This is a genomic window from Mesorhizobium sp. WSM4828 (assembly GCF_055811175.1).
Genome location: NZ_JBVVQK010000024.1, coordinates 37,900 through 58,872 on the forward strand (window position 1 = coordinate 37,900; position 20,973 = coordinate 58,872).

15 protein-coding genes and 1 pseudogene are annotated in these 20,973 nt (G+C 63.3%); 4 read left to right on the top strand and 12 right to left on the bottom strand.

Going from position 1 to position 20,973, the window contains the following annotated elements:
- Positions 1-149 precede the first annotated feature (149 nt).
- Positions 150-827 carry a sugar transferase gene (locus AC0L2X_RS23910; protein WP_352487956.1) on the top strand — a complete coding sequence of 226 codons (678 nt, stop codon included), beginning with the start codon at positions 150-152 and terminating at the stop codon, positions 825-827.
- A 207-nt stretch (positions 828-1,034) separates the two neighbouring features.
- Positions 1,035-2,246: a polysaccharide biosynthesis/export family protein gene (locus tag AC0L2X_RS23915; RefSeq protein WP_292659420.1), complete on the top strand. Its 1,212-nt coding sequence runs from the start codon at positions 1,035-1,037 to the stop codon at positions 2,244-2,246.
- Positions 2,247-2,370: 124 nt separating this feature from the next.
- Here AC0L2X_RS23915 and AC0L2X_RS23920 read toward each other — a convergent pair whose 3' ends face one another.
- Positions 2,371-3,642, bottom strand: a complete 1,272-nt coding sequence (locus AC0L2X_RS23920; RefSeq protein ID WP_473557627.1) for an O-antigen ligase family protein — start codon at positions 3,640-3,642, stop codon at positions 2,371-2,373.
- A gap of 330 nt (positions 3,643-3,972) precedes the next feature.
- Here AC0L2X_RS23920 and AC0L2X_RS23925 point away from each other — a divergent pair, with 330 nt between their 5' ends.
- On the top strand, positions 3,973-4,725 hold the full coding sequence (locus tag AC0L2X_RS23925) for an SDR family NAD(P)-dependent oxidoreductase (RefSeq protein WP_473557630.1): 753 nt from the start codon (positions 3,973-3,975) through the stop codon (positions 4,723-4,725).
- Positions 4,726-4,765: 40 nt separating this feature from the next.
- Here the strand turns inward: AC0L2X_RS23925 and AC0L2X_RS23930 are convergent, their stop codons facing one another.
- Together AC0L2X_RS23930 and AC0L2X_RS23935 are read right to left on the bottom strand one after the other, a co-directional pair.
- The gene (locus tag AC0L2X_RS23930) at positions 4,766-5,347 is read right to left on the bottom strand and encodes a DUF1349 domain-containing protein (protein ID WP_473557632.1); all 582 of its coding nucleotides are present in this window, start codon (positions 5,345-5,347) and stop codon (positions 4,766-4,768) included.
- 38 nt (positions 5,348-5,385) lie between these two features.
- Positions 5,386-6,822 (bottom strand): aldehyde dehydrogenase family protein, encoded by a 1,437-nt coding sequence (locus AC0L2X_RS23935; protein ID WP_473600415.1) that lies wholly within the window; start codon positions 6,820-6,822, stop codon positions 5,386-5,388.
- Positions 6,823-6,997: 175 nt separating this feature from the next.
- Here AC0L2X_RS23935 and AC0L2X_RS23940 point away from each other — a divergent pair, with 175 nt between their 5' ends.
- Positions 6,998-8,029 carry a hydroxyacid dehydrogenase gene (locus AC0L2X_RS23940; protein ID WP_473557633.1) on the top strand — a complete coding sequence of 344 codons (1,032 nt, stop codon included), beginning with the start codon at positions 6,998-7,000 and terminating at the stop codon, positions 8,027-8,029.
- A gap of 26 nt (positions 8,030-8,055) precedes the next feature.
- On the opposite strand, the gene AC0L2X_RS23945 is transcribed toward AC0L2X_RS23940, so the two are convergent.
- From AC0L2X_RS23945 to AC0L2X_RS23985, 9 genes and pseudogenes are all read right to left on the bottom strand, one after another.
- Complete coding sequence (locus AC0L2X_RS23945) at positions 8,056-8,541, bottom strand: hypothetical protein (RefSeq protein WP_473557636.1); 486 nt, start codon at positions 8,539-8,541, stop codon at positions 8,056-8,058.
- 103 nt (positions 8,542-8,644) lie between these two features.
- Positions 8,645-11,423: pseudogene (locus AC0L2X_RS23950) on the bottom strand (nitrate reductase).
- A gap of 3 nt (positions 11,424-11,426) precedes the next feature.
- Positions 11,427-11,756, bottom strand: a complete 330-nt coding sequence (gene nirD, locus AC0L2X_RS23955; RefSeq protein ID WP_473557641.1) for a nitrite reductase small subunit NirD — start codon at positions 11,754-11,756, stop codon at positions 11,427-11,429.
- 211 nt (positions 11,757-11,967) lie between these two features.
- On the bottom strand, positions 11,968-14,418 hold the full coding sequence (gene nirB, locus AC0L2X_RS23960; RefSeq protein ID WP_473600409.1) for a nitrite reductase large subunit NirB: 2,451 nt from the start codon (positions 14,416-14,418) through the stop codon (positions 11,968-11,970).
- A gap of 19 nt (positions 14,419-14,437) precedes the next feature.
- Entirely contained in the window at positions 14,438-15,739 is a 1,302-nt protein-coding gene (locus tag AC0L2X_RS23965) for an MFS transporter (protein ID WP_352487943.1), read from the bottom strand.
- Between the two features lie 545 nt (positions 15,740-16,284).
- A complete protein-coding gene (locus tag AC0L2X_RS23970; protein WP_352487941.1) occupies positions 16,285-17,082 on the bottom strand; it encodes an ABC transporter ATP-binding protein in 798 nt (265 codons plus the stop codon).
- A gap of 10 nt (positions 17,083-17,092) precedes the next feature.
- Positions 17,093-17,989, bottom strand: coding sequence for a nitrate ABC transporter permease (gene ntrB, locus AC0L2X_RS23975; protein WP_473557649.1), 897 nt, complete (start codon positions 17,987-17,989; stop codon positions 17,093-17,095).
- 77 nt (positions 17,990-18,066) lie between these two features.
- A complete protein-coding gene (locus AC0L2X_RS23980; RefSeq protein ID WP_473557652.1) occupies positions 18,067-19,380 on the bottom strand; it encodes a CmpA/NrtA family ABC transporter substrate-binding protein in 1,314 nt (437 codons plus the stop codon).
- Positions 19,381-19,732: 352 nt separating this feature from the next.
- Positions 19,733-20,971: a CmpA/NrtA family ABC transporter substrate-binding protein gene (locus AC0L2X_RS23985; protein WP_473557654.1), complete on the bottom strand. Its 1,239-nt coding sequence runs from the start codon at positions 20,969-20,971 to the stop codon at positions 19,733-19,735.
- Between the last annotated feature and the right edge of the window lie 2 nt (positions 20,972-20,973).

Here is a 20,973-nt window from a genome sequence, read left to right on the forward strand (position 1 = left end):
CATAAAGGCGAAATTTTGTGCAGGACGAGTTTATTATTTAGTCAGTTCATGACGCGACTATTACAGCCGGCTGGGAAATTGTGTGTTGCGCTGCAACATTTTTTTGGTATCGTGCGCCAAACCATCCGTTCAACGTATGGAGTTTACGCATGAGGGACGTAGCCAAGCCGGCCGATGCGGATTTTTCGCAGGCCGGCCTCGATTTTCCGCCACCGATCGGCGGCCTGCTCAAACGCAGCTTCGATATTGCCGGTTCGCTGATCGGCCTGGTCGCTCTCAGCCCGCTGTTCGTGATGATAGCGCTGCTTGTCAGGTTTTCCGATGGCGGGCCGATTTTCTATGGTCACAGCCGAATCGGCCGCGGAGGACGGATTTTTCCGTGCCTCAAGTTCCGCACCATGGTTCCAGACGGCGAGCGGGTGCTTGCTGCCTATCTCGCCGCGAATCCGGAGGCCAACGCCGAATGGATGGCGACCCGCAAGTTGAAGAACGACCCGCGGATCACGCGCGTCGGAGCGGTGCTGAGGAAGCTCAGCCTCGATGAGTTGCCGCAGATCATCAACATCCTGCAGGGCGATATGAGCCTGGTCGGGCCTCGTCCCGTGGTGCGCGATGAGCTGGAGATCTATGGCAATTCGGCCGTCTATTACCTGAAATCGCGCCCCGGCCTGACCGGGCTCTGGCAGGTCAGCGGACGCAACGATGTTTCCTACGACAGCCGCGTCGCGTTCGACAGGCACTATGTCGAGAACTGGTCGATGTTCGAAGACATTCGCATCATCATCAAGACCGTACCTGCGGTCTGGATGTCGCGAGGCTGCTACTGACGGCCGCTTGCTGGCCGTGCATCGAGGAGCGACTGTCCAGAATTCGGGCCCGGAACTCAGGCCCCTGACTCAGGCATCGGCAGCTCATCGGGCGGGGCAAACCAGATCGGAAACGCTCAGTTGAAAGCAGATATAATCGATATCTTTTGCACCGGCATTCTCTCCAGACACATGCGGCGAGTACGGCTTTTGACGACTTGCCTCACAATGGCGACCGGCTTGACGCTGTCGCTAGCCCTGCCACAGTTCGCCTTCGCCGACGACTATCGGCTTGGAGCACAGGACAAGCTGACCATCCGCGTGGCGGAATGGCAGACCGTCGAAGGCACGTTCCGTGACTGGTCGGCCATCAATGGAGAATACACGGTCGGCCCCGCTGGAACCTTGTCGGTTCCCTTCGTCGGCGAGATGCCCGCATCCGGCAAGACGACTTCGGAGATCGCGGCATCGCTCGGCGAGGCACTGCAGCGCAAGCTCGCTCTGGCCGACAAGCCGGAGGCTTCCGTCGAAATGGCGCAGTACCGGCCATTCTACATCTCTGGCGAGGTGCAATCGCCCGGCCAGTACCCTTGTGTGCCTGGGTTGTCCGTGCTGAAAGCGATGAGCATTGCCGGCGGAGCCCGGCGGAACCCGGAGAGCGGGCAGCGCTTCGACCGCGACCTGATCAATGCCAAGGGCAATTTCGACGTACTACAAGACCAATTGGTCAGGCTGACCGTCAAGCGCGCCCGCGTCGAAGCGGAACTGGCGGACAAGCCGACATTCGCGGTGCCGAAAGAGGTAGCCGACGATCCGAAACTGCCCAGCATCGTTGCCGATGAAACGGCGATCCTGGCGGCCGACCAGAAGAAACTCAAGCTGCGCTTGCAGGCGCTCGACGATTTGAAGGCGCTGCTGCAGAGCGAGATCGATTCGCTGCAGAAAAAGATCGTCAACCAGCAGAAGCAGGTCGATCTGGCGAAGGAGCAGCTCAACGGCATCGGCTCGCTGGCGCAAAAGGGCCTGGTCGTCAACACGCGGGTTTTGAACTCGCAGCAAACCATCGCCGACCTTGAAGGCCAGATCCTGGATTACGAAACGGCAATTCTCACGGCCAAGCAGTCGATCAGCAAGGCCACCCAGGACGCCATCGATCTCGAGAACACCCAGAACTCCAGCCTCGCGACCGACCGGCAACAGACGGAAGCCGATCTCAACGAGGTGACGCTGAAGCTGAATATGGAAAAGGCCTTGATGTCCGAGGCCTTGTCGGGCAGCCCCATGCCGCAATTCTACGGCAATAACGAACCAGCGGCCTTGTCATTTTCCCTGGTGCGGGTGGTCGACGGCAAGACCAGCGAAATCACCGCCGATGAAGACACACCGGTGCTGCCAGGGGACGTGATCAAGGTCAAACCGGCGCCCTTGGCCATCCAGTAGCTTCTTTCCACCGGAGCGAAGCACCAACCCCGCAGGCAGCGGTCTGCGGGGTTTTTGCGTTTGGTATCTTATAGATCAGAAAACAAGGCGGCCTTCGGGCAGGAACCGCCTGGATCCGCCCGCTCTAGCCTCGCACGGCGTCCGGTTCCTTTAGGTGGTTCACGGCGCTCCACCGGGAAGGAGCGACGGCCGGCACCCTCACCAGCTTGAAGTAGCTGTAGTACAGCAGAAACGATCCCATGATGTAGGGGTTAAGGGTCTCGACCTCGACGAAGGAGCGGATGAACAGAAGCACCATGACGCCGGCAAGAATCACGGAGTCGGCTTGCCATGTCCTGAATATCAGCGCCGAGACGTGACCCCAGAGCGTGCGCAGGATGATCAGCGAAAGCAGTGTCGCGCCGACGAAGCCGAGTTCCACCAAGGTCTCGATGTAGGTGTTGTGGAAGTGGAAGCCGCTTCGCGCGGCGATGTAGAATTCGTTCCACAGCCGCTCGGCCTCGGAGAAGCCCTGCACCCAATAGGCCGCGTAGCCGACGCCGAGGATGGGCGATTGCTGCGCGGCATTCCAGCCCTGTTGCCAGAGGTAGGTTCGTCCGGTGAGCGTCGAATCCTTGCCGAAAAGGCCAAGGACAAAGTCCATCAGCCCGAGATTCAGCGCAATCACGGTGCAGGCGACCAGCCCGCCCGCACCGATCATGAAAATCACCCGGCGATGGCGGAGCGAAAGCAGCTTGCCGATGGAAAGCAGGGCGACCAGAGCGAGAACCGCCGGGGTCGATGCCATCGAAGTTGCCGAATGCGACACCACCAGCAGATAGCCCGATAGAAGGACAATCGGTACGATCAGCAAAAAGCTTATCCGGCCGCGCCTGAGAAAGGCGAGGTAGACAACGCAGAAATAGATGCCAAGCGATGCGACAAAGCCGATCTGGTTCTTGGAGCTGAACGCGCCGACGAAATTATACGTCCCATCGAGAACGTCGTAGGAATAACTCGCGACCTTGAGCGAGTAGAGCAGGACGACGAAAATCCCGATCAGGGCGCCTATGGTCAAAGTCCGGACGCTGACGGTGCGCGCGGCAATGTAGGCGCAGGCGATATGGGAGCAATATTGGACGGCCGTCCTTGCCGTGGTGCCGGGAGACGCCGACCAGAACACCGAGAAGCAGACATAGGTTGCAAAGGCCAGCGGAAGCCAGGCGCTGGAAGCGTGCCTTAATATCTTCCGATAGTCGACCAGGATGAGCGGCAGCCAGACTGCATAGTAGGCCAGGATCATGGCCTGGCCGAAAATGGTCGAGTAGGAGAACGCCCAGATCGAGACGGCAACGGCAAAGCTGCCATAGACCGTGTTCTTGTCCGGATCAATCAACAGAGATTTTGGAATCTTCATCTCGGTAGCGGTTTTCCGTCCTTGCAGCTCAATGCCGATTTCATGGACCGCTCATGGGCCGATTCGTCGGATCGATGGGAGCCTCGCCTGCAGGCGCTCGCATTGTGCAGTGCAATATAACCCATCCAGCGCCGCCTGTCACCCGGATGCCAGCCGGCCAAGTCGTTCCAGCCGTTCTCCGCAATACCGGACGAGACGATTTTGGCCAGGAGGCGGTGCCGTCCAATTGCCTGGTGCTGGCCCATCACAAGCTGTTCTGACGCTGCAAGTCCGCGCTTGAACTTGTCCGCCGTTGACTGCACATTCGCCGCCGATTGGGAGGAAGACCACATGCCGATGAGTTTCGCAGGACGATTTGCCGGACGATCTGCTGTTATCACCGGCGGCGCCTCAGGCATCGGCCTGGCCGTCGCGCAAAGGATCACCGGCGAAGGCGGACGTGTTTCGGTCTGGGATCGCGATGCGGCTCAGATCGAGCAGGCCAAGGCCATTCTTCCAGGCCTGCACAGCGTCACCTTAGACGTCGCCGACCCCATAGCGGTCGAAGCCGCCGCCGGAGAGACGATCGAAGCGCTTGGCGCAGTCGATGTCCTTGTCACCAGCGCTGCCATCACCGGACCGAACATGACGACCTGGGAGTATTCGGTGGAGGATTGGCGCCGGGTCATCGACATCAACATCAACGGCGTCTTCTTCTGCAACAAGGCGCTGGTCCCGCATATGCTCGAACGCAATTACGGCAGGATCGTCAACATCGCCTCGATTGCCGGCAAGGAAGGTAACCCGAACGCCTCGGCTTACAGCACCTCCAAGGCGGCGGTGATCGGCATGACCAAATCGCTCGGCAAGGAACTGGCCAAGACCAAGGTGACGGTGAACTGCGTCACGCCCGCGGCCGTGCGCACCGCGATCTTCCAGCAGATGAGCCAGCAGCACATCGACTTCATGCTGTCCAAAATACCGATGGCACGGTTCGGCGAGGTCGAGGAGGTGGCGGCGCTGATTTGCTGGATCGCGTCCGAGGAATGCTCGTTCACGACGGCTGCCGTCTTCGACGTCTCCGGCGGCCGGGCGACCTACTGAGGCCGGCCCGACGCAAACCGCCCGACCGCATCGCGGCGCCTCAGTCGTGAAGCTCTCGCGAGATCGGCGGGCCGATCGAAAAATCGCTGAACGTCACCTCGAAGCCCTCGCGCTGCGGCGAACAGCACATCATGCCGACATCGACCGTTTTCGACGGCGGGAAATAAGCAAGCCGCACCGGTTTCCAGTGCTTGTCGGACGCGTCCAGATACTGGACGCGGATCGTCTCGGCATGGCGGGTCAGGCGGATTCTGACCCCGTCGGGGTCGGCGGGAATGCTACCCAGCGACCAGTCGGAGGCATCGTTGGTGACGACGACGGAAAAATACATCAGCCCGTCGGTGTATTCGATGCCGGCCTTGATCCAGTGCGTCTCGCTCAGGCGGACCATAAGGCCGGCTTGGTCGTAAAGCACCTCATACTGCCCCTTGACCGTGACTTCGGCGCTGAAATCGCCCTCGACCTCACGATAGAGGAAATGGCCATTGTCACGCCAGAAGCCGTAGAACGTCTCGCGCCAGAAGTCGGTCTCCTTGCCGGTCCGCACTTGCACCGTATCGTTGCCGAAGGCGTGGTGCGGCGGCGGATTGAGCCAGGTCAGGTCGGTATTCTCAGATGTCATCGATTTGCTCGCCTGCCTGGCTGGTCTGCCGCCTTTTCTTAGCCGGCAAACGTGTAAGCGGTCTTCACCGTGGTGTAGAACTCTGCGGCATAGCGGCCCTGCTCGCGCGGGCCGTAGCTCGATCCCTTGCGCCCGCCGAAAGGCACGTGGAAGTCGACGCCCGCCGTCGGCAGGTTGACCATGACCATGCCGGCTTCCGAATTGCGCTTGAAGTGCGTGGCATGCTTGAGGCTCGAGGTGCAAATGCCGGAGGTCAGGCCGAACGGCGTGTCATTGGCCACCGTCAGCGCCTCGTCATAATCCTTGACGCGGATGACGTTGGCGACCGGTCCGAAAATCTCCTCGCGCGAGATGCGCATGGCGTTGGTGGTTTCGGTGAACAGCGCCGGCTGCAAATAGAAGCCGCGGGTTTCGCGATCGAGCCGCTCACCGCCGAAAGCGAGGTCGGCACCTTCCTGACGTCCGATGGCGATATAGTCTTCGTCCTGTTTGAGCTGGCTCTGGTCGACAACCGGTCCGATCTGGGTCTTCGCATCGAGAGCGTCGCCGACGACCAGCTTGGCCATGCGGTCCTTGAGCGCCTCGACAAAGCGGTCATGGATGCCGTCCGTCACCACCAGGCGGGACGAGGCCGTGCAGCGCTGGCCGGTCGAGAAGTAGGCACCGTTGATGGCGCAATCGACGGCGACGGCAAGGTCGGCATCGTCGAGCACGACAAGCGGGTTCTTGCCGCCCATTTCGAGCTGGAACTTGCGCATGTGCTCGACGCTGGCGGCGGCGACGCGCTTGCCGGTGCCGACCGAGCCGGTGAAGGTGATGGCGTTGAGGTCAGGACTGTCGAGCATGGCCTGGCCGACGACCGAACCCTTGCCCATCACCAGGTTGAGCACGCCCTTGGGCAGCCCGGCGCGGTGCAGGATGTCGACAATGGTCCAGGCGCTCTCCGAAACGAGTTCCGCCGGCTTGAAGACGATGGTGTTGCCGTAGGCCAGCGCCGGAGCGATTTTCCAGGCCGGAATGGCGATCGGGAAATTCCACGGCGTGATGATGCCGACGACGCCGACCGCCTCCCGGGTGATCTCGACGCCGACGCCGGGCCGCACGCTCGGCACCAGCTCGCCCGACAGACGCAGCGTCTCGCCGGCGAAGAAGTCGAATATCTGTGCAGCCCGCACAGTCTCGCCGATGCCCTCGACCAGCGTCTTGCCTTCCTCGCGCGCCAACGCCCGGCCGATTTCATCTTTCCGCGCGGTGATCTCGTCCGACGCCTTCCTCAGCACAGCATGGCGTGCCAGCAGGCCCGATCGGGACCATGCCGGAAATGCTGCTTTCGCCGCCGCGATGGCCTGCCGGGCCTGCTCGGCGTCCCCCGACGCATATTCGCCGACCACGTCGTCGAGATTGGACGGGTTGATGTTGCGGGAGCCGGCATCGCCTACCCACTCGCCATCGATGAGGTTCTTTCGAAACGGGATCATGTCACTGTCTTCCTTGTCGTCCTTCGATCGCCGTCTATCTGGACCACCGACCGCCACACCGCAAGGCCGAAGAAGGCAAACTTCTCCTCCTCGACCGGCATGTGATAGGTGTCGGGGGCGGGAAAAGACGATTCTAGTGTGGTGCGACGCGGATCGCACGGGAGGAAGTATCATGTCCGACAGCGCCTTGCCGCTGGTGATCAGCGCACCCGAACCGCGGACACTCGACCTGATCTTCACGCCGGCTGCGCTGGCGAAATTTCGATCGAAATACCGCATTGTCGAAACGTCGCCCGATGGGGTGGCGGCGCTGCCGGCGGATATCCTTGCCGAGACCCGCTACATCGTCGGCCAGCCACCGATCGCGCCGGAGACGCTGGAAAAAATGAAGGCGCTGCGCTGCATCTTCAATGTCGAGAGCAACCTCATCAACAACATGCCCTACGAGACGCTGTTTTCGCGCGGCATCCATGTCGTCACCACCGGCCTGGTGTTTGCCGAACCGGTGGCCGAGCTCGGCCTCGCCATGGCGCTCAACCTCGCCCGCGGCATCGTCGACGCCGATCTTGCATTTCGTCAGGGCAAGGAGCTGTGGGGCGGCGACGGCAACCAGACGGCGCGGCTTCTTTCCGGTGCGGATGTCGGCATTATCGGCTTCGGCGATCTTGGCCGTGCGCTCAACCGGCTGCTGTCGGGCTTTCGCACGTGGACAAAAGTCTTCGACCCGTGGCTGCCGCCGTCGATCCTGATCGAAAACGGCGTCGAGCCGGCCTCTCTCGACGACGTTCTGTCGAACAGCGATTTCGTCTTCGTCGTCGCTTCGGTGACCAGCGAAAACCAGGGTTTCCTCGGTGCGGAGGCATTTGCCAGGATGCGCAAGGGAGCCGCTTTCATCCTGCTCAGCCGAGCCGGCGTGGTAGATTTCCCGGCACTGATGGATGCTGTCCGCAGCGGCCATATCGTCGCCGCCAGCGATGTTTTTCCTGAGGAGCCGCTGGCCCAGGATCACCCGGTCCGCACATTGCCGGGGTTCCTGCGCTCCGCCCATAGGGCCGGTGCGCTCGACGTCGCCTTCAAGCGGATGGGCGACATGGTGCTGGAAGACATGGACTTGGTCGACCGCGGCCTGCCACCGATGCGTTCGAAGCGGGCCGAGCGTGAGACCGTTTCGCGAATGCGCTCAAAGCCGGTCGACAAGAATTAAGCCGTCCGCCCGACGGTCGCACATACTCAGACGCTGAAGGACCAAAACAGGCAGGCCAGTGTCGCCGCAGCGAAGACGACGAAGAACAGGCTTCTCAACAGGATGTTGCGGCGCAGCTCGTTGATGAAGAGATGGCATCCGACGACGGCTGCGACAAACAGGAGCCGCCAGTTCAGCAGTGTCGAGAGCACATCGCGCTGACCGAAAGCAAATCTCGCGGCGAGACATCCAACGATGACCGCAAACAACACGATGACCGTCCAGAAGATCGCATCGGCGGCATGTGTCAGGACGATGCCAGCGAGCCTGATCGGCAGAACCATCATCAGCAGTGCGCTGAAAAAATACACCGCCGCGAGCGGAATGAACGCCGCCGCATCGGCGACGTCGCTCAGGCGCTTGGCGCCGATCGCGCCATAGGGATAGCCATGCCTGGCCACCGCCAGGCTGAGCGCCATCAGCAAGGCCGTCAGCACGGCGGCAAGTGCGAATGAGGTCAGGGCTTTGCTCATAGGGCTCCCGTTCCGAACGAATCGAAGTCAGAACGTTGGTAGCCCATGGTTTGTAAATTGCTAGTAAGCATCATGCGGAGGCGCGGCAGAGTTCCTCGGCGCATCACTCCGCAGCTTGCAGACGCCGCCCGTCGATAATGGTCTTGATCTCGGCGCGGCAGGAGCCGCAATTGGTGCCGGCGTGAAGGGCGGCGCCGATTGCCGCAACGCTGGTGCAGCCGCCGCGCACCGCTTCCGCGATCTGGTTGGCACCGACCCCGAAACAGGCGCAGACGATGGCGCCGCGATCGACGCTCTTGCCACCAGGCCTGCCGGCGACAATCGCCAACCGCGCCTGCCGATCGGCATGGTCGGCATCCAGTTGTTCGACCGCCCAGCCGCGCGACACCGCTACCGGAGTAGGCGCAAGATAGAGCGCGCCGACCAGCCGACTGCCCGCGAAACGGGCGAAGCGATGGTGCCCGCCGGCGATGTCGTGATAGGCGAGCGTCTCGCCTTCCATGCCTAACAGGGAGGCGGCAAACGCGGTCCAGTCGCGGCTGTCCTGCAGCGCAATTTCAAGCCGCCAGCCGGCGGGGCAGCGGGCGAGGCCCCAGTAATCGGCGTCGATGGATGCGGGCCGTTCGGCAAGCACGGCGAAGCCGAAGGCAGTGGCGGCGAACCGCTCGATGCGGGCGGCAACATTCTTCGAGGCCGGCTGGCCTGAACTCGCGTCGGTCGTCGGCGCGACCAATGCATCGACGCGCGCGCGGGCGGAGAACTGATCGGTCCAGTGCATCGGTACGAACACAGAGCCTTGGCGTTGGCGCACCGTCACCAACGCGCGGACCAGCACCTCGCCATACGCGGTTGAGACGCGCACGATATCGGCATCGCCGATGCCGTAGTGCTGCGCATCCGCCGGATGGATTTCGACGAACGGTTCGGCCATGTGCTGCGACAAGCGCGGGCTTTTTCCCGTGCGCGTCATGGTGTGCCAGTGATCGCGCACGCGCCCGGTGTTGAGTATCAGCGGATAGTCCGGGTTGGTGCGGGTTTCGACGGTTGGGCGGATGGCAATGAAGCGTGCCTTGCCGTCGGGCGTGTAGAAGTTGCCGTTGGCGAAGAAGCGGGTACTTTTGTCCTCCGGCAGGCCAGAGGGGGTCGGCACGACCGGGCTCCACCTCGTAGGCTTCACCGACCCCACCCCGTCCCGCTTGTTTCGCTTCGCTCAACGCGCGTGCCGACCCTCCCCTCAAGGGGGAGGGTGAGGCCGGCGCTGGCCATTGGAATGGCGCCAACTTCTCATAGGTCCCTGCATCAATCCCGGCATACGCGCCTATATTAAAATCGCGCGCGCCGTCATTCTCGAAACCCGACAACGCGGCATGCTCGGCGAAGATGTCGGCCGGCGACACATGCGAAAACGCCTCGCCAAACCCCATCCGCTTGGCGACCTCAGCGATGATCCACCAATCTGGCCTTGCCTCGCCGGGCGTGGCCAAGAAAGCCCGCTGGCGCGAGATGCGGCGCTCCGAATTGGTGACGGTGCCATCCTTTTCGCCCCATGCGGTGGCCGGCAGCCGGACATGGGCGTGGCGGACCGTGTCGGTCTCGCGCAGCACGTCCGACACCACGACAAACGGGCAGGCCTTGATCGCCGCTTCGACGGCATCGGCATCCGGCATCGAATCGACCGGATTGGTGGCCATGATCCACAGCGCCTTGATGCGTCCGTCGGCCACCGCTTGGAACATCTCGACCGCTTTCAGGCCGGGTTTTTCGGCGACCGTTGGGGCATTCCAGAAGCGCTGCACGCGATTACGGTGCTCGGGGTTTTCGATCTCCATGTGGGCAGCCAGCATGTTGGCCATGCCGCCGACCTCGCGGCCGCCCATGGCGTTGGGCTGACCGGTCACCGAAAACGGCCCGGCGCCGGGCTTGCCGATGCGGCCGGTGGCCAGATGGCAGTTGATGATGGCGTTGACCTTGTCGGTGCCCGAAGACGACTGGTTCACGCCCTGGCTGTAGACGGTCACCGTCTTCGCCGTCGCGGCAAACAGGCTGTAGAAGCGGGCCAGTTCGTCCTCACTGAGACCCGTGGCCGCCGCGATGCCGGCAGGGTCGAGCGCCGAGGCAGCGAAAAGCGCTTGCCCGAAGCCGGTCGTGTGCGCCGTGATATAGGTGCGGTCCAGCGCGTTGTGCTGGCCGAGATAGGCGAGCAGGCCGGTGAACAAAGCGACGTCGCCATCGGGCGCGATCGCCAGATGCATGTCCGCGATATCCGATGTCATAGTGCGGCGTGGGTCGATCAGCACCACCTTCAACTCGGGCCGCTTTTCCCGGGCGGCGGCAATGCGCTGGTAGAGCACCGGATGGCACCAGGCGAGATTGGAGCCGACCAGCACGATCAGGTCGGCAAGTTCCAGATCCTCGTAATTTCCCGGAACGGTGTCCGAGCCAAAGGCGCGACGGTGGCCGGCGACCGACGAGGCCATGCACAGGCGCGAATTGGTGTCGATATTGGCCGAGCCGATGAAGCCCTTCATCAGCTTGTTGGCGACGTAATAGTCCTCGGTCAGCAACTGGCCGGAAACATAAAAGGCGACCGAACCGGGGCCGTGCTCGGCTATGGTTTGCGAGAAGGTCGAAGCGACAAGATCGAGCGCTTCGTCCCAGTCGGCGCGGCGACCGTGGATCTCCGGATGAAGCAGCCTGCCGTCGAGGTTGATGGTCTCGGCCAGCGCCGAGCCTTTGGAGCAGAGCCGGCCGAAATTCGCCGGGTGGTCCGGGTCGCCACGAACGGTTATTTCACCGTCCGCGGCGACCTTCGCCAGCACGCCGCAACCCACCCCGCAATAGGGGCAGGTGGTCCTCACCTCGCGCGCTTCATCAATCCGCATGGTTCACGCCGCGCGGCTGGCCAGCGCGTCCAGCGCAATGAACAGCCGCTCGCCCTCGACCTTCACCGGAATCGTGCGCACGCTACCTTCGTCGGTGCCGAGCGCCTTGCCGGTTTCCAGCGAGATCACCCAATTGTGCAAGGGACAGGTCACCGCAGCGTCATGGACGATACCCTGGCTGAGCGGCCCACCCTTGTGCGGGCAATGGTCATCGATGGCATAGACCTGGTCGTCCGCCGTGCGGAAGACGGCGATTTTTCCCTGAGGGGTGTCGACGCAGCGCGCACCACGGCGGGGGATGTCGGAGAGCGTGCCGATAGCGATCCAGTTCATTGGGCTGCCTTTGCTTGATAGGAACGCGCCAAGGCACCCCCCTCTGTCCTGCCGGACATCTCCCCCTCAAGGGGGGAGATTGGCAGTTTCGCGGGCACCGCCCAGTCTGCAACGTTGGAGAGTGGCGAAAGCATTTGCGACAGCAAATCTCCCCACTTGAGGGGGAGATGGCCGGCAGGCCAGAGGGGGGCGCCTCGCGCAGACATCTCCATCACTCCGCCGCCTCGGCAAATCCCACCGAAGCCATCGGCCGGAATTCATGCTTGTCCTTGCCGGAGACGCGCTCCGACCAGGGGTCGACCTGCGCGAATTTCTGGCTGAAGAGGAAGCGCTCGAAATAGGCCTTGCGCTTCTCGCCATCGTCCATGATCTGGCGCTTGATCTCGGCGATGCCGACGCGCTTGGCCCATTTGTAGATACGCTCGAGATAGCGGCCCTGCTCGCGATACATCTGCGTCAGCGCGACGATATGCTCCAGCGCCTCGTCCTCGGTCTTGACCAGGCCGAGCACTTCGGTCCCCTTGATGTCGAGGCCAGCGGCGCCGGCGAAGTGGATCTCGTAGCCACTGTCGACGCAGATCACGCCGACATCCTTGCAGGTCGCCTCGGCGCAGTTCCTCGGGCAGCCCGAGACCGCCATCTTGACCTTGGCCGGGGTCCACGAGCCCCACATGAATTTTTCGATGCGGATGCCCAAGCCGGTCGAATCCTGCGTGCCGAAGCGGCACCAGTCCGAGCCGACGCAGGTCTTCACCGTGCGCAGTCCCTTGGCATAGGCGTGGCCGGAGACGAAGCCAGCCTGGCCGAGATCGGCCCATACCGCCGGCAGGTCTTCCTTGCGGATGCCGAGCATGTCGATGCGCTGGCCGCCGGTGACCTTGACCATCGGGATCTCGAACTTGTCGACGACGTCGGCGATGGCGCGTAATTCGGCGGCGTTGGTGACGCCCCCCCACATGCGCGGCACCACCGAGTAGGTGCCGTCCTTCTGGATGTTGGCGTGGACGCGCTCGTTGATGAAGCGCGACTGGTAATCGTCGGCGTATTCGTCGGGCCAGTCGCAGACGAGATAATAGTTGAGCGCCGGCCGGCATTTGGCGCAGCCGCAGGAGGTTTTCCACTCCAGCTCCTGCATAACGGCGGGAATGGTCTTCAGGCCCTTGGCCTTGATCAGCCGGCGGACCTCATCATGGCCGAGCGTGGTGCAGCTGCACATCGGCTGGACCGCCGCGGGGTTGTATTTGTCGCCGATGGTCAGCACCATCAGCTTTTCGACCAACCCGGTGCAGGAGCCGCAGGACGCGGACGCCTTGGTGTGGGCGCGCACGTCGTCGAGCGAGGTAAGGCCCTTGGCCGTGATCGCGCCGGTGATCTTTCCCTTGCATACGCCGTTGCAACCGCAGATTTCCGCATCATCCGGCAAGGCTGCAACGGCCGCCATAGGGTCCAGGGGGGCGCCTCCCTGGTAGGACTGGCCGAAGATGAGCGTGTCACGCATCTCGGATATGTCGGTCTGCTTCTTCTTGAGGTCGTTGAACCAGGCGCCGTCCGCTGTCTCGCCATAGAGCACGGTGCCGATGATGCGGTCGTCCTTGAGCACCAGGCGCTTGTAAACGCCGGCTGCGGCATCGCGCAGCACGATCTCCTGGCGATCCTCGCCCTCGGCGAAGTCGCCGAGCGAGAACAGCTCGATGCCGGTGACCTTGAGCTTGGTCGGCGTGTCCATGTGGACGAAAGCCGCCGCCTCATTGCCGGCCAGATGGCTGGCGGCGACGCGCGCCATCTCGTAGAGCGGCGCGACTAGCCCGTAGACCTGGCCGTTGACCTCGGCGCATTCGCCGATTGCATAGATGTCGGGATCGTTGCTGCGCATGCCGGCGTCGACGACGATGCCGCGATTGACCGCAATGCCGGCTTCCTTGGCCAGCGCCGCATTCGGCCTGATGCCTACCGCCATGACGACAAGCGTCGCCGGGATGATGGTGCCGTCGGCAAGCTCCACCCGCTCGACCTTGCCGTTGCCGGTGATCGCCTGGGTGTTGGCTTTGGTGATGACCTTGATGCCGCGCTGCTCGACTGCGCGCTGCAGGAGATAGCCGGCGGCCGGATCGAGCTGACGCTCCATCAGCGTCGGCATGACGTGCAGCACGGTGACGTCCATACCTTGCGCGTTCAAGCCCGCTGCTGCCTCGAGCCCGAGCAGGCCACCGCCGATGACCACGGCCTTGGCCCGTGACTGGGCGGCAAGCATCATCGCCCGGACGTCGTCCAGATCGCGATAAGTGAGCACGCCCGGCAGGTCATGGCCGGGCACCGGAATGATAAACGGCACCGAGCCGGTGGCGATGACGAGCTTGTCGTAGGGCTCGGTCACGCCATGATCGGAGGTGACGGTCTTTGCCTGCCGGTCGATGGCGACGATCTTGTGGCCCTTGTAGAGGGTGATGCCGTGCTTGATGTACCAGCCGTCGCCATGGATGATGATCTCCTCATAGGCCTTTTCGCCCGACAGAACCGGCGACAGCATGATGCGGTCGTAGTTCACGCGCGGCTCGGCGTTGAAGATGGTGACCTGGTAGCGCCCAGGCGCCTTTTCCAGGAGGTGCTCCAGCATGCGCCCGGGGGCCATGCCGTTGCCGATGATAACGAGTTTCTCGGTCATGTCCTGATCCACTCCGGTCTCACTCAGCCGCGTAGGAAAGGCCTGACGCTTCGTCAGACGCCGTGCGCTCCATCCGCCGGATGGAAAAATGCATCCAGGCAAAGCAGGTGGCGACGATGACGAAGAGCAGCATGAAGCAGCTCGACCAGACGCCGGTGAGGTCGTTGAGCGCGCCGAAGACGATTGGCAGGATAAAGCCGCCGAGCCCGCCAATCATGCCGACAACGCCGCCGACCGCGCCGACACTCTGCGGATAGTAAGCCGGGATGTGCTTGTAGACGGCAGCCTTGCCAAGGCTCATGAAGAAGCCGAGCACACATGCAACGGCTATGAAGGCGAGCGGGCCGACCTCGAAATGGAAGGCGATCGGCCCGCTGACACCGCGCACGACGTAGTCTGCCGAGGGGAGAGACAGAACGAGAGTCGCGGCGGCACTGACAGCGAAGGTCCAGTAGAGCACGGTGCGGGCGCCGATCCGGTCGGAAAGCACGCCGCCATAGGCGCGGAAAATACTTGCCGGAATTGAATAGGCCGCTCCGATCATGCCGGCGGTCGCAAGCCCGAAGCCGTAGACGCCGATCAGGTAGCGGGGCAGCCACAGCGAGAGCGCCACGAATGCACCGAAGGCGAAGAAATAATAAAAGGCGAAGCGCCAGACCTGCAGGTTCTTGAGCGGCGCGAATTCCTGCCAGAAGCTTCTCGCGGGCGCTGCCTTGCCGGCGCGGCGCTCGCGGATGACCGGATCGTCGCCGGTCGTGAACCAGAAGACGGCGGCCATGACGACGAGTGCTGCCGCCCAGATCAGCGCGACCGACTGCCAGCCCCAGGAGAGAAGCACGAACGGTGCCAGGAACTTGGTGACCGCGGCGCCGACATTGCCGACACCGAAAATGCCAAGCGCCGTGCCCTGCTTGCCGGCCGGGAAGAAGCGCGAGACATAGGCGACACCGACGGCGAAGGAACCGCCGGCGAGCCCAACGCCTAGCGCAGCGACCAGCATCTGCCCGTAGGTGTGCGCAAAAGCGAGCAGAAAGGTCGCGACCGCCGCCGCAAGCATAGTCGCGGTGTATACCAGCCGTCCGCCAAAACGGTCGGTCCAGACACCGAGCACCATACGCACGAGCGAGCCGGTGAGGATCGGCGTGCCGACGAGCAGGCCGAACTCCGTCTCGTTCAGGCCCAGCTCCTGCTTGATGCGCACGCCGATGATTGAAAAGATCGTCCACACCGCGAAGCAGACGGTGAAGGCGATGGTGGACATGGCAAGCGCCTGCCGGGGAGCACTGTCCTGGCTGGGCGCTGCTGGGAGATTTGCGGTCATTTTCTGGCTCCGGTTTGCGGCGTGGGAGGCACCGCCCTTGTCTGTTCGTTCGCGACTGTCAGCGGCGCGGCATCGCGGTCAGCGCGCTGACGGCCAGAAAATCGCGGCGTGTGAAGTCCGCGAGGGACGCGCCAGTTCCGATCCGTTTCATCATCGTCGTCTCCGGTTGGGCGCCGCTTGGGACCAGCGCCGTCGATTGCGTCAAAACAAAAAAGCCGCCGGCCAGGTCTTCGCGTCCGGGGTTCCGGGAGCGCGTGTGGACCTGAGCGGCAGCTTTGCCTGTGGCGCCCGCCATTGGACGCCGTGTCACTTGGCCCTTGCGGACCTACATTTTGGAAAGCAGGAAGCGTGCCAATTCGACAGCGCTCTGAATTATCGAATGAAATCAATGTGAACTGCAGCCGCGCGACTTTTGAGCAAGCTCGGCAGCGGATCAAAGATTAGTCAGAATGCCTTGCACAGCAGCATAATATTTGTGCAATGCGGTAGATTGCCCATTGCCGATGCAGATTGCCAATGATGATGACGAGTTTTCCGTTATCGCCTTACTCCGCGGCCTCGACGAAGCGGTGGCGTTCGTAAAGGAATTTCAGCACCGCCTCGCGGCAGCGCAGGAAGGTGCGGTCGGAGGAAAGCTCGATGCGCCGGCGCGGCCGGGCCAGCGGCACGGGAAGAACCTCACCAATGGTGGCCGCCGGGCCGTTGGTCATCATCACGATGCGGTCGGACAACAGCACCGCCTCGTCGACATCATGGGTGATCATGATCGTCGTCGAGCCGAGCCTGGAATGGATATCCATCACCGCGTCCTGAAGATGGGCGCGCGTCAGCGCGTCGAGCGCGCCGAAGGGCTCGTCGAGCAGCAGGATCTTCGGCTCCATTGCCAGCGCCCGGGCGATGCCGACGCGCTGCTTCATGCCGCCCGATATCTCGGCCGGACGTTTGTCCTTGGCATGCGCCATCTGCACGAGATCGAGATTGCGCATGATCCAGTCATGCCGCTCGGCCCGGCTCTTGCTCCGGCCAAAGACCTTCGTGACTGCCAAATTGATGTTTTCGTAGACGGTCAGCCATGGCAGCAGCGAGTGATTCTGGAAGACCACGGCGCGTTCGGGACCGGGGCTGTCGACCTCCTTGTCCTCGAGCAGCACGGCGCCGGCCGAGACCTTGGTCAGGCCGGCGATCAGGTTGAGCAAGGTCGACTTGCCGCAGCCTGAATGGCCGATGATGGAGACGAATTCGCCCTTGTCGATGGTCAGCCGGATGTCCTTCAGGACGTCGCTGACCTGGCTGCCGCGGGCGAAGGATTTGTCGATATGGTCGAGCTTCAGATAGGCCGTCATGGCGCTCTCCTCACTTTGCCGTTGTGCCGCGGGTGACGAAGACGCCGACCGCCGCGACCAGGCGGTCGAGGCAAAAGCCGGTGACGCCGATATAGGCGAGTGCGACGATGATGTCGGGCAGCCGCGACGAGTTCCACGCGTCCCAGATGAAGAAGCCGATGCCGACGCCGCCGGTCAGCACTTCGGCGGCGACGATGGCCAGCCACGACAGGCCGATGCCGATCCGCAATCCGGTGAAGATGTAAGGCGCGGCCGCCGGCACCATGATCTTCACGAAGAACTCGAACTGGTTGAGCCGGAGGATACGGGCGACGTTGCGGTAGTCCTCGGGGATGTTGCGGACACCGACCGCGGTGTTGATGATGATGGGCCAGATCGAGGTGATGAAGATGACGAAGATCGCCGACGGGCTGGAATCGCGGAACGCCGCCAGCGACAGCGGCAGCCAGGCGAGCGGTGGCACCGTGCGCAGGATCTGGAAGACCGGATCGAGGCCGCGCATCGCCCAGATCGACTGGCCGACGAGGGCGCCGAGCGCGACGCCGACGATTGCCGCCAAGCCGAAGCCCATGGCGACGCGCTGCAGCGACATCAGCACCCGCCAGGCGAGCCCGATGTCCTGCGGGCCATTGTCGAAGAACGGGTGGGCGATCAGGTCATAGGCCTCGTTCCACACCTGGCTTGGCGGTGGCAGGCTGGCTGTGGGCGACGAACAGGCGACCTGCCAGACGACGAGCATGATGGTGATGACAATGACCGGCGGCACCAGCGTGCTTGCCAGCTTGCCGGCGATCGCGGCCGGGTCGAAGCGGCGCCGCGCCCTGGCTGTGAACGCGATGACCTCGGCGGGCTTGGCCGGCGCTGGGAACGGCTTGACCTTGCTGTCCTCGATGGCTTGCATAGACATTTTTTCGAAAAACTCCATGGCGGCACGTGCAAGGCAGCCGGCGTTGCCACCGCCTGCCCCGCGCGTCTATGTCAGGGTCAGGCCGACACCTTGATCTTCAGGCTGTCGAGATAGGCGGACGGGTTCTCCGGATCGAAGATCTTGCCGTCGAAGAAGGTTTCGGGGCCGCGCGACGAAGACGCCGGAATATCGGCCGCGGCGACACCAAGATCCTTGGCCGCCTCGCGCCACAGATCCTCGCGATTGACCTGCGCAACCAACGCCTTGATGTCGGTGGTCGGCGCGAACTTGCCCCAGCGGATGTTTTCGGCGAGGAACCAGCTGTCGTGGCTCTTGAAGGGATAGGACACGCCGCCCTGCCAGAACTTCATATAGAGGTCGGTTCCGTTGGCGACGCGGCCATTGCCGTAATTGATGTCGCCTTTGAGGCGGCCGCTGATGTCGGCTGTCGGCACGTTCATCCACTGCCGCTTGCCGATGATGGCGGCCATTTCGTCCTTGTTTTCCTTGGCCTCGCACCATTGCTGGGCTTCCATGACGGCCATCAGGATCGCGTTGGTGGCGTTCGGGTATTTGTCGATGAAGGCGGCGCGCAGACCGAGCGCCTTTTCCGGATGGCCCTTCCACAGTTCGCCCGTGGTGGCGGCGGTGAAGCCGACGCCCTGATGGACGAGCTGCTCGTTCCACGGCTCGCCGACGCAGAACACGTCCATGTTGCCGACCTTCATGTTGGCAACCATCTGCGGTGGCGGCACGACGATCGTCGAGACGTCCTTGTCGGGATCGATGCCGCCGGCGGCCAGCCAGTAGCGCAGCCAGAGGTCGTGCGTTCCGCCCGGGAAGGTCATGGCGGCCTTGACCTCCTTGCCCGCGGCCTTCTTGGCGGCGAAGGCCTCCTTCAGCTTGGAGGCGTCGAGGCCGACGCCGGTGGCGGCATATTCCTGGGCGACGGAAATGCCCTGGCAGTCGTAGTTGAGCCGCGCCACGATCGCCATCGGCAGCGGCTGGTTGTTCTGCGTCACCTTGCCGGTGTGCATCAGATAAGGCATCGGCGTCAGGATATGGGCACCGTCAATGCCGTTGGCTTCGCCGCCGAGCACCAGATTATCGCGTGTCGCCCCCCAGGAGGCCTGCTTGAGCACCTCGACATCGGGCATGCCGAATTTCTCGAACAGGCCTTTCTCCTTGGCAATCATCAGCGGCGCCGCGTCGGTCAGCGCAATGAAGCCGAGCTTGGCGCCGGTGACTTCCGGCGCGGCGGGTGCCGCATAGGCGCCGGAGGGAAGCAGCGCACGCGCCGCGGCCAGCGTCGCCGCGGTGGCCGCACTGATCCTCAGGAAATCGCGACGGCTGATGGTCTGCGCGGAATGGCTCTTGATGCGTTTCGTCATCGTCATCTCCGGTTGGGCGCGGCTTGGGATCGGCGCCGTCGATTGCGTGAAAACAAAAAAGCCGCCGGCCAGGCCTCGCGCGTCCGTCCATCCGGGATCGCGTGTTGACCTGAGCGGCAGCTTTGCCTGTAGCGCCCGCCATTGGACGCGCATTCCGTGACTCCGAGAAGAGTCTGCCTATTACAAAGCAGGAACCGTGCCAGTTTCGGAATGGATGACAAACATCAATGAGATCAATGACATGCCACAATCTTCGGCGCGCCGGCCCGCTGGGCGCGCAAGCTAAGGATTGTTCATTAGCGCAGTTGCACGCACATTTTTTGTGCAATGCACAAGAATGGCGCGGAAATGATCAGGCGTCAGTGCGCGCCAATTTCTGGCCGGCAATGTAGGCGTCGATCTCGTCGGGATCGAAGATCTGGCCATCGAAGAAACCATCGGGACCGAGTACCAGGCTGGCGCCGGCCGAGCCGACCGGCGTGGCAACCGTAAGCGCCCCCTCGACCTTGGAATTGGCGCCCGGCAGAGCGACGCCGAGCGGCTTCAGCGCCGCGCGATAGAGGTCGGGCCGATAGGTCTCGCGTGCCAGCGCCATATTGGCGGCGCTGTGCTTGACCTGCCCCCAGCGCACCATCTGCGTGTAGAACCACAGCGCATGGCTCTTCCACGGGAAGTTCGCCGCCTTGTCGAAGGGCAGAAAGAAGTCGCCGACGCTGAGTTCGGCGCCGCCGCCGAGCGCAAGATGGCCGCTGAGGATCGGCATCTGCAGCGCCGGCGCAAGGCCGAGGAAGGCCGGCTGCGCCATCAGGGCCGCGAGTTCGCCGCGGTTTGCCGGATCCTGGCACCAGCGCGCCGCATGATGCAGCGCGCGCAGCAGGGCCGAAAGCGCGTCCGGCTGTTTTTCCGCCCATGCCTTGCGCACGCCGACGACTTTCTCCGGGCTGGTCTTCCAGATGGCTGCCTTGACCGTGGCGATATGGCCGGTGCCGGCGACGACTGCAGCACTGTTCCACGGTTCGCCGACGCAGTAGCCGTCGATCCTGCCGGCGGCGAGCGCGTCGGCCATGAAGGGGGGCGGCACGATGACGATTTCGATCTCACGCGACGGGTCGATGCCGCAGGCGGCGAGCCAGTAGCGCAGTTCGTAATTGTGCCCGGAGTGCGGATGGACGACGGCGAAGCGCAGCGGATCGCCGCCGGCATTCGCCCGTTCGCGGATCAGCGCACCCAACGCCCTGCCGGCCCGCGCCGGATCGAGGTCGGGCCGGGCGCCGTGCGCGGCCATGCCTGCCCAGACCGCGTTCGAAACGGTGACGCAATTGCCGCCGAGGCCGAGCGAGAACGGCACGACCGTGTCGGAGGCGAGCGGCGTCAGCCCCAGATTGCAGGCGATCGGCATCGGCCCCAGCATGTGCGCCAGATCGAAATGGCCGATGGCGATGCGGTCGCGGATGTTGGCCCACGACGTTTCCCGGTTGAGCATCAGGTCGACGCCTTCACGCAGGGCGAAGCCGATTTCCTTCGCCGCGACAAGGACAGCGCTGTCGAAGAGCGGCATGAAGCCAGCATTGATCCGGTGCTCGGCCGCCATCG